Source organism: Mycobacterium sp. P2_H7, assembly GCF_056403275.1.
The window spans coordinates 213,771-230,115 of record NZ_JBFUFU010000005.1; the positions used below are offsets into that span (position 1 = coordinate 213,771).

The window sequence follows — 16,345 nt, forward strand, 5'->3', positions numbered from 1 at the left end:
GTTGAATAAACGTGATGCCGAAATCCGAAATCGTGGCCGGAACCGGCGGGCTGTCGTATGAACGGTACGGTTTCCGGCTATGTCATATTTGCCGCCGCAGATACCTCAAGCTTCTCGTCGCCTAAGTGAAGCCCGTCAACTCGCTAATAAATCATGAGAGTTTGGTAGTTGATATGTGAAGCAGCGTGAACTCGCTGGTAGCCTGCGAAGGCAATCGAACAGATGGGGGCTTTTTCAATGGCCGAACGAGTTGTCCGCCAATTAATTGACGACCTGGATGGTTCTGAGATTTCGGATGGCGGCGGTGAGCGTGTCGAGTTCTCGGTGCGCGGGGTTGAGTATCAGATCGACTTGGCGGCGTCCAACATCGCCAAGCTCGATAAGGCTTTGAAGCCTTTCGTCGAGGCAGCTTCGAAGGTTCGCGGCACGCGCTCGCGCCGCGCCGTGAAGTCGATCTCCCTGAACGGCAACGGCAATGGCGGCGGCTCCAAGGAACAGCTGGCGGCCATCCGCAAGTGGGCCCGCAAGAATGGGTTCGAGGTCTCCGACCGCGGGCGTATCAAGGGCGAGATCCTCGAGGCGTTCGAAGCCGCCCACTAGATTTCCCGGCGAACGTCGACTTCTCGTCGGTAACGGACAACTTTGGCGACGAGAAGTCGATGTTGGCGTTTTCAGCGCCTAACAGTGGACCAGTCGTTACAGCGCAGCTATTCGCCTTGTCCCTTCGCGACGTAGGTCGCGCCACGGGTCGGCGAGTTGGAAGCGGCAATTCCGTCAATAACGTCGATTCTCGGATATCCGCAGCTTTCCTGCCGTGACACGAGGTATCTCGCCATCTCGGGCAAAAAGAATTGACGCTATGAAGCGTTTAGTCGTGATCGTGTCCTCGCCGGTCGGCCGGCAAACGTCGATTTCACCATCGACCGGCGCCGCTCGGGTGCCGCTGATCGGCGAACAAACGGCCGAACCAACCCTGACCATCAGGTTCCAGCGTGACCGATTGTTACCCTTGCCAACGTGTCCGATGAGAACGAGCCCGACGGCGAGAACATATCCGAGGAAGCCGCACCGGACGCAGAGGAGACCAAGTCCGGGTCGAACTTCGGTCCCGGTGTGCTGGCCACGGTCGCGATGCTGGTCGCGATAGCCACCCTCGGTGCGTCGGCCTGGATGTGGCGTAATCCCACGCAAGCGGCCAGTGCAGCACCGACGGAGGCCGCCGCGCCCACCTTCAGCGACACCGAGAAGAACGACGCCAAAACCAAAATGTGCGCCGCGTTCGAGTTGGTGCGGGCCGGTGTGGCCAACAGCAGCGCCCTGCAGTCGCCCGGGGGCGAGGAGGACGTCACCGGCGCGCTGGCCGTGGCGGCCAATGCCCGTCTGGCGCTCTATGGCGGCGGTCAGTACCTGCTGTCCCGGATCGAACCGGCTGCACCCGCCGACGTCACCGACGCGGTACGCAAGTTCGGGAACACGTTGATGGATATCGGCGCCGCCGCCATGGCCGAGGTACCCAAGAGCGATCCGGGGCAGGACGCCCGCCTCAAGGAGGCGGACACGCAGAACGCCGCCGTCGAGGAGCTCTGCAAGTAGGTACTACCGGGGTGTGACGATGCGCTGCTCGTAGGCGAGCACGATCGCCGAAGCCCGGTCGCGCAGACCGAGTTTGGTGAAGATCCGGCCGATGTGGGTTTTCACCGTCAACTCCGAGATGAACAGCTCCTCGGCGATCTCGCTGTTGGTGTGCCCCTTGGCGATCAGGGTGAGTACGTCGCGTTCGCGCGGTGTGAGCTCGTCCAGCGCGGAGACATCGGCGGGCGGTGCGCTGGAGCTCCGATACGTCGTGAGGACGCGTGCCGTCACGGCCGTGTCGAGATAACTCTGGGCACTGCCGACGGCGCGGACGGCGCGAATCAATTCCTCAGCCGGCGAATCCTTGAGTACGAATCCGGCCGCACCGGCACGCAAGACACCCGACAGCAGCTCGTCATCGTTGAAGGTGGTGAGCGCGAGCACGGGCGGTCCGCCCGCGGCGGTGAGCCGTCGGGTCGCCTCGACGCCGTCGATTCGTTTCATCCGCAGATCCATCACCACGACATCCGGGCGATGTCTGGCGACCGCGTCAGGAACCTCGTCACCGTCGGAACATTCGCCGACAATCACGACGCCGTGCTTCTCCCGCAGGATGAGTGACAGGCCGGACCGCACGAGTTCCTGATCGTCGACGATGAGCGCGGTGACCGGCGCGGCGGCGGTCACGACGCGCGCACCCGGGCCGGGAGATCCGCATTCGCGGCGTAGGACGGGACGGTTGTCTGTACGGACCACGCGACCGGCCCTGCGCCGATGTCCACCGTGCCGCCGAGCAGTTCGATGCGTTGGCGCATGCCGCGGATGCCGCGGCCCGGCGCGGAGTTCGCGACGACGGCGGCGCGGGGCAACTCGTTCATGACCACCAGCGTCGCCGCGGTGCGCGACACCGACAGCGTCAGCACGGCCGGTGCACCCGGCGCATGCTTGGCGATGTTGGACAGCGACTCCTGCGCGATCCGGTACAGCGCCAGACCCGCGGCGGCGGAGACGTGTTCGAGCCTGCCGCTGATGTCTATCGTGACGTCCAGGCCGGCCCGGGCGAAATCCTCAGCCAGAGTGCTGATGTCGGCCACCCCGGGTTCCGGTGTCACCGGAACCGCATCGCCCGCGAGCAACCCGACGGTATGGCGGATGTCGTCCATGGCCTGGCGGCCCAGGCGTTCGGCCTGCTGCAGGGCGCTGACGGCTTCGATCTCGTCCCCGTCGTGCTGGAGCGCGTGGCGCGCACCGGTGAGGTGCAGCAGCGTGATGCTCAGCGAATGCGCGATGACGTCGTGGACTTCGCGGGCGATCCGGCGCCGCTCGTCGGCAGCGGCATGAGCGGCCAACTGGGCCTGGGCTTCGCGCTGCTGCACCAGCAGAATCTGTTGGCCGCGTACCAGATAGCCGATCAGCCAGGCAATCCCGATGAAGGTGAGGTACAGCGCCGGAGTTTCGATGCGGTGGGTGGCGGCGGCGATGCCCAGCAACACGGCCGCTGATGCGGCGGCCAGGATGCCGCCGCGCAGCGAGGTGATGGCGCCGACCACGCCGACGGTCAACTGCAACAGCAGCGGTGCGAAGTCGCCGTGGATGGGTGTCGAGGTACCGAAGATCAGGATCGCCGACCCGGCCGTCCACGCTGCCCACAGCGCGGGCCCCTCGCAGCCGTGATTCTTGAACAGGAAGAACATCGCCCACGGAATGATCGCGATGGCGTTGGCGAGCACCGCCGCGGGCCAGTCCGACATCGGCCGCTGCAGGGTGGCGATGACGCCGATGACCACCATGGTGACGTCGACGGTCAGGACGAAAGGCCAGCTGAATCCGCCCGGGATGCGCGACTCCTGCGTGCGCGCCCAGGCCTGTAGGTACCGTGTGGCCGCCTCCAGCATCGTTTCATGCTAATTCGATCGGCCGTCATTCACGTCATGCTCGGGTTGTACTACTGCGGTAGGAGCTAGAGCCGGTACATCTCGCGCGCCATGGCCGCTTCCTCGACGAATGCGGTCCGCTGCGGTGGGTAGTAGGGCTCGTTCTTCTCGGCCGGCGTGCTGCGCGTCGCGGCGCGCACGGCCGCGACCAGCGCGGCGAACCGTCTCTTGACGGCCCCCCGCGCGAACGGGGGAGCGACACTGATGCTCGGCTGCACGGTGTGCGCGACCAACAGGAACCCGAGCGCGCCGGTGCACAGGCCGGGGCGTCTCGGACTTGTGTTGCTAGCCATGAACTTTGGCTTCTTCTGATGTCATACCTCGACGCTACGAAGCGGCGGGCCCCGGCACATCGTGCCGAGGACCGATCTTGATCTGCGACCGTGGTAGTAGGTCGGGCCCCACCAGGGCATGAGACTGCCGGTGAGAAAAAATCTCACTTTCGTGTGGACAGCTCACACTTCGTGTCATAGATTCACATTCAATGAATGAATCGGCTGCGGTGAAACCAATAACGGTCACTGTTTATGTGAATTTTACACAGTGGGGTCGGGCGTGAGCGTGGACGCACGGACTCGCCGCGACCGCATCGAGCAGCGCGTCCGAACCGACTTCGAAGTCGGCTACGCAGAATTGGCCGCCGAATTCGCCGTCTCCGAGATGACCATCCGCCGGGACGTCGAAGCACTCGAGACCCTCGGCGTGGTGCGCCGGGTAGTCGGTGGGGCGATCGCCGTCAAGGGCAAGGACGCCGAACCGTCCTTCGCGACGCGCGTCGCCGACGCGGCCGAGGAGAAACGGCATATCGCTGACGCCGTCGCCGATCTGGTCAGCCCAGGAGAGACGCTGATCCTGGACTCCGGCAGTACCGCACTCGCCGTGGCCCGGTCGCTGCGCGGCCGCCGGCTCGGTCTGACCGTCGTGACACCGAGCATCCTGGTGGCGCTGGAACTGGTCGACGAACCGGACACCACCGTCGTCCTCACCGGCGGTGAGGTCCGTCCCGGCGAGCTGAGCCTGATCGGCCCCACTGCCGAGGACACGCTGGCCCAGTACAACTGCGACACCTTCGTCATGGGCGTCGCCGGCATCGACGTCGACCGCGGAATCTCCGACTACCACCACGGCGAGAGCCGGGTGAAAAGAGCGGCGACGCGCCGTGCGGACCGGGTCATCGTCGCGGCCGACAAGAGCAAGCTGGGTCGCGTCACCTTTGTCAGCATCGCCGCTTTGGCCGATGTCGGCGTCATCGTCACCGACGGTGAGGTCGACCATCCCGCGCTGGTCGCCGCCCGCGGCGCCGGGGTCGAGGTCATCTGCGTCGCCGGGCACGAGGACGGCGCTTCATGAGCGAGTACACCATCGGCGTCGACATCGGCACCACCGGCACCAAGACGGTGCTGTTGCACACCGAGCGAGGCATCGTCGCGACCGCGACCCGCGAGACCGTCCTGCATTCGACCGGCCCCGGGATCGCCGAAGCCGATACCGCCCAGTGGCACAACAACGTCGTCGAGTCGATCCGCGAAGTCCTCGCCGCCGGTGCGGTTTCCGCCGATGCCGTCGGCGCGGTGGCCACCTCCGGCATGGTGCCGGCGGTCATACCGGTGGACCGGCAGGGAAAGCCACTGCGGCGGGCCATCCTTCAGAACGACGCCAGGGCGCACCGCGAGGTCGGCACCCTGGCCGCCGAGTTGTCCGGCGTCGACCTGGTGACGCTGACCGGGTCGGCACTCACCCAGCAGTCGGTGGCGCCGACCACCGCCTGGCTGCGCGAGCATGAACCCGACGTCTACGCACGCACCGCGCACTGGGTCGGCTCCTATGACTGGGTGCTCACGGCGCTGGGCGCGCCGTGTCACGTCGAACAGAACTGGGCGCTGGAATCCGGACTGTTCAGCATCGACGGCCAGATCGCCGCCCCGGTGCTCGCCGCCGCCGACCTCGACCCGGAAACCCTTGCGCCGGTGCACCGCCCGGGCAGCCGGGTCGGCGAGCTCAGTGCGCAGGCCGCCGAGCTGACCGGTCTGCGGCCCGGCACCGCGCTGGTGGTCGGGGGAGCAGACCACGTGCTGTCCGCCTACGCGGCGGGTGTCAACCATCCCGGTGATGCGCTGGTGAAACTCGGTGGTGCGGGCGACATCCTGGTCGCCAGCGACACCCCGGTCGTCGACGAACGACTTTATCTGGACGCGCACCCGGTGCCCGGGCACTGGCTGCCCAACGGGTGCATGGCGACCAGCGGCAGCCTGATCCGCTGGTTCCAGGCACTCGTCGGCGGGGCCGAGCTGACCACCCTCGACGACGAAGCGGCGCAGCGGGCGCCGGCAGAGGTGCTGTGCCTGCCGTACTTCCTCGGCGAGAAGAGCCCGCTGCACGACCCCGATCTGCGCGGCACGTTCGCCGGGTTGCACCTCGGCCACACCCGGGCGGACCTGTATCGCTCGGTGCTCGAGGCGATCGCCTTCGGGTTCCGCCACCACGTCGACGTCTTCACCGATATCGGCATCCCGTTGAACCGGGTGATGATCACCAACGGCGGCTCGAAATCCACACTGTGGAAACAGATCCACGCCGACGTGCTCGGCCTGCAGATGCTCCCCGTCCGCGGTCATCCCGGCGCCTCGCTGGGCGCAGCGGTGATCGCCGCCATCGGCATCGGCGCGCTGGACGACTGGTCCGATGCCGCCCGCTTCATAGCCCTGGACGAACCGTACGTCCCCGACCCGACCCGTGCCGCGGCCTACGACGACGCCTACGCGACGTGGCGTGAACTCGGCACGGCGATGACACCCATCTCGCACCGATTGGCTCGCGCCGCCCGATGAGTACAGAACACGAAAGGAACAGTGCTGCAATGAGAATCACCACCACCCCGACACCCGGTCGGAGGCGCCCGTTCTTCGTGGCGGCCTTGGTCGCCCTGGTGTCCGCGATCGCGCTGCTGCTGAGCTCCTGTGCCGGCAGCGGCGGTCCGGAGCAGACGCAATCGACCGGCACCGGTGAGGTCCCGAAGAACACCGCGGGCAACGTGCGGATCCTGATGGAGAACGTCCCCGACAGCGACATCGTGAAATCGATGGTGGCCGACTTCAACAAGGACTACCCGGACGTCAAGGTCGATATCGAGCAGTTGACCTACGACCAGATGCGCGACAAGCTGGTCTCGTCCTTCCAGTCCAGCACCCCCAACTACGACCTGATCGTGGTGGACAACCCATGGATGGTTGACTTCGCCAACGCGAAGTTCCTCCAGCCGCTGGACGCCCGGATCGACAGCACGCCCGACTACGACGCGGGTGACTTCTTCAAGCCGCTGACCGACATCACCACCGTCGACGGCGTGCGCTACGGTGTGCCGTTCTACAACTACGCGCTCGGCTACCTGTACAACACAGACGATCTCGCGCAGGCCAAGCAGACCGTGCCCACCACCCTGGACCAGTTGGTCAGCACCTCCAAGGCGCTCAAGTCCGGGGACCGCGCCGGTATCGCGATGCAGCCGCAGCGTGGTTACAAGATCTTCGAAGAGTGGGGCAACTGGCTGTTCGCCGCGGGCGGCTCCATCTACGGCGCCGACGGCAAGCCCACGCTGAACACGCCGGAAGCCAAGCGCGCGTTGGCCGCCTATATCGACACGTACAAGAACGCCGCGCCGGCGAACAGCCTCAACTGGAGCATGGATGAGGCCCAGCGCTCGCTGGCCGCCGGTCAGTCCGCGTCGATGATCAACTACAACTGGCAGCTGCCGGCTGTCAACGAGCCCGGATCCGGGCCGGCCGCAGGCAAGTTCAAGCTGGCGACCATCCCCGGTGGCAAGCAGGTGCTGGGCTCGTGGAGCTGGGCCATCCCGGCCAACTCCGGTGCCTCGGATGCCGCGTGGGCCTTCGCATCCTGGATCACGGCCAAGCCGCATGACGTCACCCGCACCGAGAAGGGTGGCGCGGCCATCCGGCAGAGCACGCTGAAGGATCCGGCCGTGCTCAACGGACAATTCGGCGCCGACTACTACCAGACCGTGGAAAAGCTGCTCGCCGACTCGGCGCCACTGAGCCAGGGTCCCAGCGGCGAAGAGATGATCCAGGCCGTCGGCACCGAACTCAACGAGGCCGTCGCAGGCACCAAGAGCGTCGATGACGCACTGGCCGCCGCGCAGGCCGCCGCCGAGAAGATCCAGGGCTAGCTCCACCCCCCGGGGAGCGAGCCCTACGAAGAAACCGACCACCCCGCGAAAGGAGCACGGACCATGGTGCAGTTCAAACACGGCATGGTCGCCCCCCTCGTTGCACTTTTCGTCGGGGTGGTCGGTTTCCCGCTGGCCTACGCGTTCTACCTGAGCATCACCGACTACAAGCTGACCAACCACGGCGCACCGAATCTGGTGGGCGCCGACAACTACGTCGACACCTTCGGCAACGGTGAGTTCTGGCACGCCTTCGGCACCACCGCGCTCTACGTTCTGGTCGCGGTCGGGCTGGAGCTGATCATCGGGCTCGCGATTGCGCTCTCCTTGCAGAAGCAGCGCTGGGCAAGGGATCTCACCCGCTCGATGCTGCTGGCGCCGATGTTCATCACTCCCATCGCCGTGGGCCTGATCTTCCGCTTCCTGCTCAACGATCAGCTCGGCGCCATCCCACACCTGTTGCGCGCCATCGGCATCGACTACGACTTCTTCGGACCCGGCCGGGCCCTGTTCACCATGGCGTTCATCGATGTCTGGCAATGGACGCCGTTCATGGTGCTACTGCTGCTGGCCGGGCTGGAATCCATTCCGCGCCAACCGCTGGAAGCGGCCCGGGTGGACGGCGCGAACGGCTGGTACGTGCTGCGGCGCGTGACGCTCCCGCTGCTGGGCCCGGTGCTGGTGGTGGCCATCATGCTGCGCTCCCTGGACGCCATGAAGGTATTCGAGTACGTCTTCGCCACCACCCGCGGTGGGCCGGGGACCGAAACCGAGACGCTGCAGTACTTCATCTATCAGACCGGGATCCAGTTCTTCCGTCTCGGGTCCGCCTCGTCGATGGCATTCGTGGTGCTGCTACTGGTGCTGACGGTCATCGTGATCGCCTTCCGCCGGATGGAGAAGGCCAAACAGTCATGAAGAACTCCCGTGTCCTGACCATCTGCCGGATCGCCCTGCTGTGGGCGGCCGCGATCACTGTCCTGTTCCCGCTGTTGTGGGTGGCACTGGCCAGTGTGAAAACCGCACAGCAGCTCAATGATCCGTTCCTGCTGAGCTTCACCCCGGTGCTGGACAGCTGGCGCAACGTGCTGTCCTCGGACATCCTGGGCGCCGCCGGCCGCAGTGCGCTGGTCGCGTCCGTCACCGTCGGCATCAGTGTGGTGGTGGGCAGCATGGGCGCCTACGCCATCGCCCGGTTCCGGGCCGGCGGCACCGCCACCCGGTTCGGCATGCTCGCTGCCCAGGTGCTGCCCCCCGCGGTGCTGGTGTTCCCGTTCCTCACCATGGCCTACGCGCTGCGCCTCAACGACACCGTCGTCCCTGTCATCTTCGCGCACCTGAGTTTCGTTCTGCCCGTGGTCACCTGGTTCCTCATCGGGTTCTTCGAGGCGGTACCCCGCTCGCTGGAGGAACAGGCCCAGGTCGACGGCTTCACCCGTTTCCAGGCGTTCCGGATCGTGGTGCTGCCCCAGGTGTTCCCCGGCATCGGCGCCGCGGCCATCTTCGGCTTCACCTTGTCGTGGAACGACTTGTTCTACGGCCTCATCCTGGCGCCGGGCAAGGCCGCCATCCTGCCGGTGGCGATCGCCGGCTTCAACACCTTCCGTGGTGTGCAGATCGGCTCGATGAGCGCGGCGATCCTCATTGCCGTGGTGCCGGTCGTCATCGCCAGCTTCTTCATCCAGCGCCGGCTCGTCCAGGGCATCAGCGGCGGCGCGGTCAAGTTCTAACGATTGGTGAGCACAGCTTCATGGCAACAGTCCGCTTCTCCGGCGTCAACAAGTCCTACGGGTCCACGTCCATCGTCACCGACCTGAACCTGGAACTGCCCGACGGTTCCTTCACCGTGCTGGTCGGACCGTCCGGGTGTGGCAAGTCGACCTCACTGCGCATGCTCGCGGGGCTGGAGACCGTCACCTCGGGCACCGTCACCATCGGTGAGCGCGACGTCACCAACCTGCAGCCACGAGACCGCGATATCGCCATGGTGTTCCAGAACTATGCGCTCTATCCGCATCTGACGGTGCGGGAGAACATCGCCTTCCCGCTGCGGGCGTCCAAGACGCCGCGCGCAGAGGCCGGACGCCGCGCCGACGAGGTGGCCGAGTCGCTGGGCCTGGGAAAGTTGTTGGACCGCAAGCCCAAGGATCTCAGCGGTGGTCAACAGCAGCGGGTGGCCATCGGCCGCGCCATCATCCGGGAGCCGTCGGTGTTCCTGTTCGACGAGCCATTGTCCAACCTGGACGCGAAGCTGCGGGTCGAGACGCGCACCGAACTGCTGCAGATCCAGCGCAGGTTGGGCATCACCTCGGTGTACGTCACGCACGATCAGGAAGAGGCGATGACGCTCTCGGACCGCATGGTGGTGCTGCGGGACGGGCGCATCGCGCAGGAGGGCACTCCGCTGGAGGTGTACAACACCCCGGTGGACACCTTCGTCGCGTCCTTCGTCGGCAGCCCCAAGATGAACCTGGTCGACGGTGATTTGGCCGGCCGGACCTTCACCCTGCCAACCGGTTTCACCGTCGATGTCGATGGCGTCGATGCCGCCGGCCCGATCACGCTCGGGGTGCGTCCCGACGACCTGGTGCCGGTGGCGGCCGACGATGCGACGGCCCGGGTGACCCTGATCGAACTGCTGGGCCCGCGCGCCATCGTCACCATCGACGCCCTCGGGACCGAATTGACCAGCGTGGTGGAGACGTCCCGGCTCACCGGCATCACCGAGGGCGCCCCGGTGGCGCTGTCCGTCCGGCCCGGAGCCGCCCACGCCTTCGACGCACAGACTCACCTGCGCCTGGCCGGCGCAACCCGATAAGTAGAGGAAAAAGCACAGATATGACCAAGACAGTCGTGGTGACCGGCGCCGGATCCGGCATCGGACGGGCCATCGCCACCACACTCGCACAACGTGATTGGCGCGTCGTCGTGACCGATATCAACGGGGACGCCGCCCGCGAGGTCGCCGCCGCGCTGCCCAACCCGGATGTCGGGCACGAATCGGCGGTGCTCAACGTCAGCGCACCCGAGGACGCCGCGTCGGTCGCCTACGGCATCGCCGACCGCCTCGGTCTCGACGCATGGGTGAGCAACGCCGGAATCTCCTTCATGCACACGTTTCTCGATGCGCCGGTGGCCGCCTACGACCAGACCATGGACGTGAACCTCAAAGGTGTGTTCGTTTGCGGCCAGGCAGCGGCCCGGGCCATGGTGCGTAGCGGCATCGCAGGCAGCATCGTCAACACCGCCTCCATGGCCGGCAAGCAGGGCCGGGTGCCTTTTCTCTCGGATTACGTGGCCTCCAAGTTCGGTGTCGTCGGTCTCACCCAGGCCATGGCCTACGAGCTCGGTGAACACGGCATCACTGTCAACTGCGTGTGTCCCGGCTACGTCGAGACACCCATGCAGACAAGGGAACTGGAGTGGGAGGCGAAGCTGCGCGGCATGAGCGGGGACGGGGTGCGCACCATGATGATCGCCGACACCCCGCTGGGCCGCCTCGAACAGCCCGACGACGTCGCCCGCGTGGTGGCGTTCCTGCTGTCCGAAGACGCCCGATTCGTCACCGGTGAGGCGCTGGCCGTCAACGGCGGCGCCTACATGGACTAGCCGTCCACCCCCGAAACGCTTGTATATCAACCAGAAAGGCATATCAGTGACCACCACCTGGCTCGACGAGGTCTTCGGAGTACGGAAGCCCGTCATCGCCATGCTCCACCTGAGCGCACTGCCCGGAGATCCCGGCTACGACTCCGCCGGCGGTATCGCCGCGGTCGTCGACCGGGCTCGTGCCGAGCTCGATGCACTGCAGTCCGGGGGAGTGGACGGCGTGATGATCAGCAATGAGTTCAGCCTGCCGTACCTGACGAAGACCGAGCCCATCACCGCGATCACGATGGCGCGGATCATCGGTGAGCTGCTCCCCGACCTCTTCCTGCCGTACGGGGTCAATGTGCTGTGGGACGGCCGGGCCTCCATCGACCTGGCGGTCGCCACCGGTGCGAAGTTCGTCCGGGAGATCTTCACCGGTGTGTACGCCAGCGATTTCGGCCTGTGGGACACCAACGTCGGCGAGGTGGCCCGGCACCGGGCTCGTGTCGGTGGGTCAGGGGTGAAGCTGCTGTTCAACATCGTGCCCGAGTCGGCCACCTACCTGGCCGCCCGCGACCTCGCGTCGATCACCCGCACCACGGTCTTCGCCACGCTGCCGGACGCGATCTGCGTCTCGGGCGCCACCGCAGGCGCACCGACCGATGCCGAAGCGCTACGGGTGGTGAAGTCCGCGGCCGGCGATGTGCCGGTGTTCGTGAACACCGGGGTGAAGGCCGAGAACGTCGCAACCCAACTCGCGATCGCCGACGGGGCCGTGGTGGGAACGTACTTCAAGGAAGGCGGCGTGTTCGAGAACCGGGCCGATCAGAAGCGGGTCGAAGAATTGATGTTGGCCGCCAGGGCTTTCCGCGAGCAGCTGGTCTAGCTACTGCACAGTTCGGCGGATTCCGGTGCGGGGGTGGTCCGCCCTCGGTCCACGGTGACATCGATCGCCAGCAGGCCGAGGGCCGCCACCCCCAGCGCCGCGCCGATCCACATCACGATCGGGTAGCCGAAGCCGGCGGTGAGCGCGATACCGGCCAGCCACGGTCCGACACCGATGCCCACGTTGAAGGCCGCGGTGGTACCGGCCGCGGTGAGCGTCGGGGCCGACGGTGCCAGGCTGAACACCCTGGCGTTCAGGGCGGGATTGACGCCGAAGCCGGCCAGTCCGAGTAGCACGGTCAGGATGGTGAACAACGCGATGTGGTGTGTGCTCAGGGCCATCAGCACCAGGATGACGATCAGCGCGGTGAAGCCGACCGCCAGGGTGGCGCGGGGCCGGCGGTCGGCCGTCTGCCCGCCGATCGCCATCCCGGCCACCGCGCCCGCCCCGTAGCCCGCCAGCACCATCGGCACCCACCGCGCCTCGAGCCCGCTCGTCGTGATCAACAGTGCACTCAAATAGGTGAACGGACCGACCAGCGCGGAAACGGACACCGCGGTCATGGTGTAGGACAACCACAATCGAGGTGTGGCCAGGGTGCGCAGTTCGTCGGCGAGCCGGGGCGCGGGGTTCGGGCGGGTGTCAGGCACCGCCAGCAGCACGGCGACGGTGGCGACCGCGGTCAGAACGGCGACCGCCCAGAACGCGCCGCGCCAGCCCAGGTGCTGCCCGATCCAGGTGCCTGCAGGCAGGCCGATCACGGTGGCGACGGTGAGACCGCCGGCCACCACGCTCATGGCCCGGCCTCGCCGGTCCGGGGTGACCAGGGATATGGCGGTGCCTGCGCCGACCGCCCAGAACCCGGCGTAGACGAAGGCTGAGATGTAGCGAACGGCCAGCAGCACAAAGTAACTCGATGTCAGTGCGCCGGCGACGTGCGCGGCGATGAAGACGCCGAGGAACATCAGCATGGCGCGGCGGCGCGGCCAGCGCAGAGTGAGGACAGCCAGCACCGGGGCGCCGATCAGCATGCCGAGGGCGAACACCGACACCAGCAGCCCGGCCTGCGGGACCGTCACCGAGAGGTCGGCAGACAGCTCAGGCAGCAGGCCGGCCAGCATGAGTTCGCTCGTACCCTGCGCGAAGATCGCTGCACCGAGAACCCAGACCGCGGCAGGGATCACGGCGCGTCCTTTCGTCTCGATCGATCGCTGCAGAACGCTAGCACCACGGGCCTCGGTTCACGGCGAGTCGATCTCTGGCCTCCGGTCGCCCTGCCCGCGACACTGGCAGCAAACGAGTGACCGGGACAGGAGGCGTTGTCGGGAGATGACGGTACTGAGCGATGGCGAGTGGCGAACGGTGCGGCCACTGGCCGAGGACTGGACCTGGCAAACGATGGGAACCTGCAGGCAGCTCGCCCCGGAGGTCTTCTTCCCCGAGGATTCTGGCCGCTCCGGGCTGCGGGCCCGCGAGGAGCGGGCCAAGCAGATCTGCCGCGCCTGCCCCGTCCTCGCGCTGTGCCGTGATCATGCGCTGGCGACGCGCGAAACCCACGGTGTGTGGGGTGCGCTGTCAGCTCGCGACCGCGCCAAGCTGCTGACCTCGCACGGGAAGTAACGCTCACCCCGCCGCCGCGGCGGGGGCCCCGAACCGGTCCCGCCAGTGCCGGGCGGGGTGGCGCTGCGGCAGCTGGGCGTCGGCGCCGAACAATTTCTCCCGCAACGTTCCCGGCCGGTATTCGGACTGGGCCAGGCCACGTCGGCGCAACTCCGGCACCACATGGTCGATGAATTCGGCGAACGAGCCCGGCGTGGTGATGTAGCGGATGTTGAGGCCGTCGACGCCCGCGTCCTGCCGCTTCTCCAGGGCGTCGGCGATCTGCTCCGGAGTGCCGACCACCCGGGTCGCTTCCTGCTGCTGACGGATCAGGTCGGCGATCGTGGGGTTGGTCCCGGGCGGGGCGGCGTTGACGAGTGCCTCGATGGTGCTGCGCGTGCCCTGAACCTGGGCGGCCAGATCGCCGATCGGGGTGTCGTGGGCCAGCCCGCCGAGGTCGATGCCGATCCCACCGCTGCGGTGCGCGATCAGCCCGTCCACGCTGAGGTACTCGTCGAGTTCGGCCGCTTTGGCGCGCGCCTCGGCCTCGGTCGATCCGACGACGAACGACAGGCCTTGGAAGAACTTGATGTCGGTACCGAGCCGGCCGGCGGCTGCCGCCGTGGCCCGGGTGTCCTCGATCACCTTGCGGGCGCCCGCAGGGGAGGCCGCGTTGATGAACACGCCTTCCGCGTGCCGGGCCGCGAAGGCGCGGCCCGCACTGGAGGTACCGGCCTGGAAGAGCACCGGGGTGCGTTGCGGTGACGGGAAGCTCAGGTGCGGGCCCTCGACGCGGTACCGCGCACCCACATGGTTGATCTTGTGCACGCGGTCGGGGTCGGCATGCACGCCCCGTGCCCGGTCCCGCACCAGCGCGCCGTCCTCCCAGGATCCCTCCCACAGCTTGTACACCACTTCGGTGTACTCCTCGGCCCACTCGTAGCGCGCATCGTGTTCCTCCCGCTCGGGCAGGCCGAAGTTGCGGGCCGAGTTGCGCAGGGCGCTGGTGACCACGTTCCAGCCGATCCGCCCGTTCGACGCGTGATCGAGGGTGGAGATCTTGCGGGCGAAGGAAAACGGATGATCCTGCAGCACCGAGCTGGTGATGACCAGCCCGAGGTGTTCGGTCACCAACGCCAGCGCCGACACGATGGCCGACGGATCGTGATTGGGTATCTGCAGCCCTTCGCGCAGATAGGTGTCCCAGCCGCCGCGGTAGTCGTCGTACAGTCCGACGACATCGGCGAAGAACACCGAGTCGAAGGTGCCCCGCTCCAGGAGTTTGACGAGTTCGATCCACGGGTCGAGCTGGTCGAATTCGACGCTGCGCGTGTCGGGGTTCCGCCAGGTCCCGTACGAGACGTGGGTGGCGGTGTTCATGGTGAAGGCATTGAGGATCAGTCTGGGACGGGTCACGTTCTCACTCCTGATGGTGCGGATTGTGCTGGCGCAGCGTTTAACTCGGCCAATCGAGCAGGTTATGGCGAGAATTGTTCACGCTCAACCGTTTTCCTTGAACTGCGCAAAAGGCCGGTCGGCGGCAGGTGGTCAGGAGCCCAGTTGCGCGAGACTCGCCCCGGCATCCAGCGAGCGTGGCGGCCGGCCCAGGCGTGCGTGTTCGGCGGTGACCCGCTGGATCAGCTCGTTGGCAGGCGCGGTGGTGCCGTGCAGGCGGGCCAGCAGCACGATTTCGCCGTTGAACCAATCGGTTTCGACTTGGGTGTGGCCGCGGGTGACGCTCTGCCAGGTGGACCCGTGCTGATCGGTACGGGCCCGGCCGGCCAGGATGGCACCGCGACGGTGCTGATCCTGTTCGGCGGTGACGACGGCGATTCCGGCCTCGCGCAGCACCTGCTCTGCTTCGGCACGGGCGAGTCGGACGAGTTCGTCGGCCCCGGGCCCGGGGCGGAACGCCGCGATCACCCCGTTGGCGAGGTTGGCGATGAGTTTGCGGTATTTCCACGCCATGATGTCGTCGCGGACCTCGGAGACGAACTGCGCCCCACGTAGTGCCGAGGACACCCTCGCCGCGTGCTCGTCATGTCCGCCCGGATAGCGGCCGAGGTCGAGAATGCCGGCCACGGGATGGCTCTGCTGGACCACCACGCCCGGCTCGAGATGGCCGGCCGGCAGCATGACGGCGACCCCGTACACGTTGGCGAACCGCCGGAGTGCCGCCGACTCGTTGGCCACCCCGTTCTGGGCGATGAACAGGGGCGTCCCGGCGGGGGCATGCGCGGCCAGATCATCGAGCGCCGAAGCAGTTTGGTGACTCTTGACCGCCAGCACGACAGCGGGTGAGGCGGCCCAATCGATCTCACCGGCGTCGGCGGCCGTCGGCAGCGGGACGCGCTCGCTGCCGGTCTGGGTCACCACTGTCAGTCCGTCGTCGCGGATCCTGTTCAGGTGCTCCCCACGGGCGACTGCCACCACGGTGGTGCCGGCCAGCGCCAGCCGTGCTGCGATGACCCCGCCGATGGCACCGGCGCCGTACACCACCACGAACGGACTGCTTCGGGTCACCACAGGTTCACGGTACCGAGCCCGACTGTCGACATACTGGGAGCAGCAGGCCGCCCG

General features: G+C 67.0%; 17 protein-coding genes. 11 read left to right on the top strand and 6 right to left on the bottom strand.

All coding sequences use genetic code 11. The annotated features are described in order from the left end of the window. Positions 1 to 237 precede the first annotated feature (237 nt). On the top strand, positions 238 to 600 hold the full coding sequence (locus tag AC1DY7_RS06905; RefSeq protein WP_477492913.1) for a histone-like nucleoid-structuring protein Lsr2: 363 nt from the start codon (positions 238 to 240) through the stop codon (positions 598 to 600). A gap of 417 nt (positions 601 to 1,017) precedes the next feature. After that, on the top strand, positions 1,018 to 1,593 hold the full coding sequence (locus AC1DY7_RS06910) for a hypothetical protein (protein WP_477492914.1): 576 nt from the start codon (positions 1,018 to 1,020) through the stop codon (positions 1,591 to 1,593). 3 nt (positions 1,594 to 1,596) lie between these two features. Here AC1DY7_RS06910 and AC1DY7_RS06915 read toward each other — a convergent pair whose 3' ends face one another. The 3 genes from AC1DY7_RS06915 to AC1DY7_RS06925 form a co-directional block, all read right to left on the bottom strand. Continuing rightward, positions 1,597 to 2,259 carry a response regulator gene (locus AC1DY7_RS06915; protein WP_477492915.1) on the bottom strand — a complete coding sequence of 221 codons (663 nt, stop codon included), beginning with the start codon at positions 2,257 to 2,259 and terminating at the stop codon, positions 1,597 to 1,599. Then, positions 2,256 to 3,467, bottom strand: coding sequence for a sensor histidine kinase (locus AC1DY7_RS06920; RefSeq protein ID WP_477492916.1), 1,212 nt, complete (start codon positions 3,465 to 3,467; stop codon positions 2,256 to 2,258). The genes AC1DY7_RS06915 and AC1DY7_RS06920 overlap by 4 nt, the downstream gene beginning before the upstream one ends. 65 nt (positions 3,468 to 3,532) lie before the next feature. Beyond that, positions 3,533 to 3,799, bottom strand: coding sequence for a hypothetical protein (locus AC1DY7_RS06925; protein WP_477492917.1), 267 nt, complete (start codon positions 3,797 to 3,799; stop codon positions 3,533 to 3,535). A gap of 262 nt (positions 3,800 to 4,061) precedes the next feature. Here AC1DY7_RS06925 and AC1DY7_RS06930 point away from each other — a divergent pair, with 262 nt between their 5' ends. The 8 genes from AC1DY7_RS06930 to AC1DY7_RS06965 all read left to right on the top strand — a co-directional run bounded on the left by AC1DY7_RS06930 (position 4,062) and on the right by AC1DY7_RS06965 (position 12,166). Beyond that, positions 4,062 to 4,856: a DeoR/GlpR family DNA-binding transcription regulator gene (locus AC1DY7_RS06930; protein WP_477492918.1), complete on the top strand. Its 795-nt coding sequence runs from the start codon at positions 4,062 to 4,064 to the stop codon at positions 4,854 to 4,856. Continuing rightward, complete coding sequence (locus tag AC1DY7_RS06935; RefSeq protein WP_477492919.1) at positions 4,853 to 6,334, top strand: FGGY-family carbohydrate kinase; 1,482 nt, start codon at positions 4,853 to 4,855, stop codon at positions 6,332 to 6,334. The genes AC1DY7_RS06930 and AC1DY7_RS06935 overlap by 4 nt, the downstream gene beginning before the upstream one ends. Positions 6,335 to 6,363: 29 nt before the next feature. After that, entirely contained in the window at positions 6,364 to 7,689 is a 1,326-nt protein-coding gene (locus AC1DY7_RS06940; protein ID WP_477492920.1) for an ABC transporter substrate-binding protein, read from the top strand. A gap of 66 nt (positions 7,690 to 7,755) precedes the next feature. Next, the gene (locus AC1DY7_RS06945) at positions 7,756 to 8,607 is read left to right on the top strand and encodes a carbohydrate ABC transporter permease (RefSeq protein ID WP_477493223.1); all 852 of its coding nucleotides are present in this window, start codon (positions 7,756 to 7,758) and stop codon (positions 8,605 to 8,607) included. Next, entirely contained in the window at positions 8,604 to 9,419 is an 816-nt protein-coding gene (locus AC1DY7_RS06950) for a carbohydrate ABC transporter permease (RefSeq protein WP_477492921.1), read from the top strand. Before AC1DY7_RS06945 ends, AC1DY7_RS06950 begins: the two co-directional genes overlap by 4 nt. Positions 9,420 to 9,439: 20 nt before the next feature. Then, complete coding sequence (locus AC1DY7_RS06955; RefSeq protein WP_477492922.1) at positions 9,440 to 10,507, top strand: ABC transporter ATP-binding protein; 1,068 nt, start codon at positions 9,440 to 9,442, stop codon at positions 10,505 to 10,507. 20 nt (positions 10,508 to 10,527) lie between these two features. Beyond that, entirely contained in the window at positions 10,528 to 11,298 is a 771-nt protein-coding gene (locus AC1DY7_RS06960) for an SDR family NAD(P)-dependent oxidoreductase (protein ID WP_477492923.1), read from the top strand. Positions 11,299 to 11,344: 46 nt separating this feature from the next. After that, positions 11,345 to 12,166, top strand: a complete 822-nt coding sequence (locus AC1DY7_RS06965; RefSeq protein ID WP_477492924.1) for a BtpA/SgcQ family protein — start codon at positions 11,345 to 11,347, stop codon at positions 12,164 to 12,166. Here the strand turns inward: AC1DY7_RS06965 and AC1DY7_RS06970 are convergent. Further along, the gene (locus tag AC1DY7_RS06970; RefSeq protein WP_477492925.1) at positions 12,163 to 13,350 is read right to left on the bottom strand and encodes a Cmx/CmrA family chloramphenicol efflux MFS transporter; all 1,188 of its coding nucleotides are present in this window, start codon (positions 13,348 to 13,350) and stop codon (positions 12,163 to 12,165) included. The two genes, AC1DY7_RS06965 and AC1DY7_RS06970, sit on opposite strands and share 4 nt — an antisense overlap. Before the next feature lie 145 nt (positions 13,351 to 13,495). On the opposite strand from AC1DY7_RS06970, the gene AC1DY7_RS06975 reads away from it, so the two are divergent. After that, positions 13,496 to 13,786, top strand: coding sequence for a WhiB family transcriptional regulator (locus AC1DY7_RS06975; RefSeq protein ID WP_477492926.1), 291 nt, complete (start codon positions 13,496 to 13,498; stop codon positions 13,784 to 13,786). A 3-nt stretch (positions 13,787 to 13,789) separates the two neighbouring features. On the opposite strand, the gene AC1DY7_RS06980 is transcribed toward AC1DY7_RS06975, so the two are convergent. Then, positions 13,790 to 15,181 carry an NtaA/DmoA family FMN-dependent monooxygenase gene (locus tag AC1DY7_RS06980; RefSeq protein WP_477492927.1) on the bottom strand — a complete coding sequence of 464 codons (1,392 nt, stop codon included), beginning with the start codon at positions 15,179 to 15,181 and terminating at the stop codon, positions 13,790 to 13,792. A 132-nt stretch (positions 15,182 to 15,313) separates the two neighbouring features. Next, complete coding sequence (locus tag AC1DY7_RS06985; RefSeq protein ID WP_477492928.1) at positions 15,314 to 16,291, bottom strand: ketopantoate reductase family protein; 978 nt, start codon at positions 16,289 to 16,291, stop codon at positions 15,314 to 15,316. Between the last annotated feature and the right edge of the window lie 54 nt (positions 16,292 to 16,345).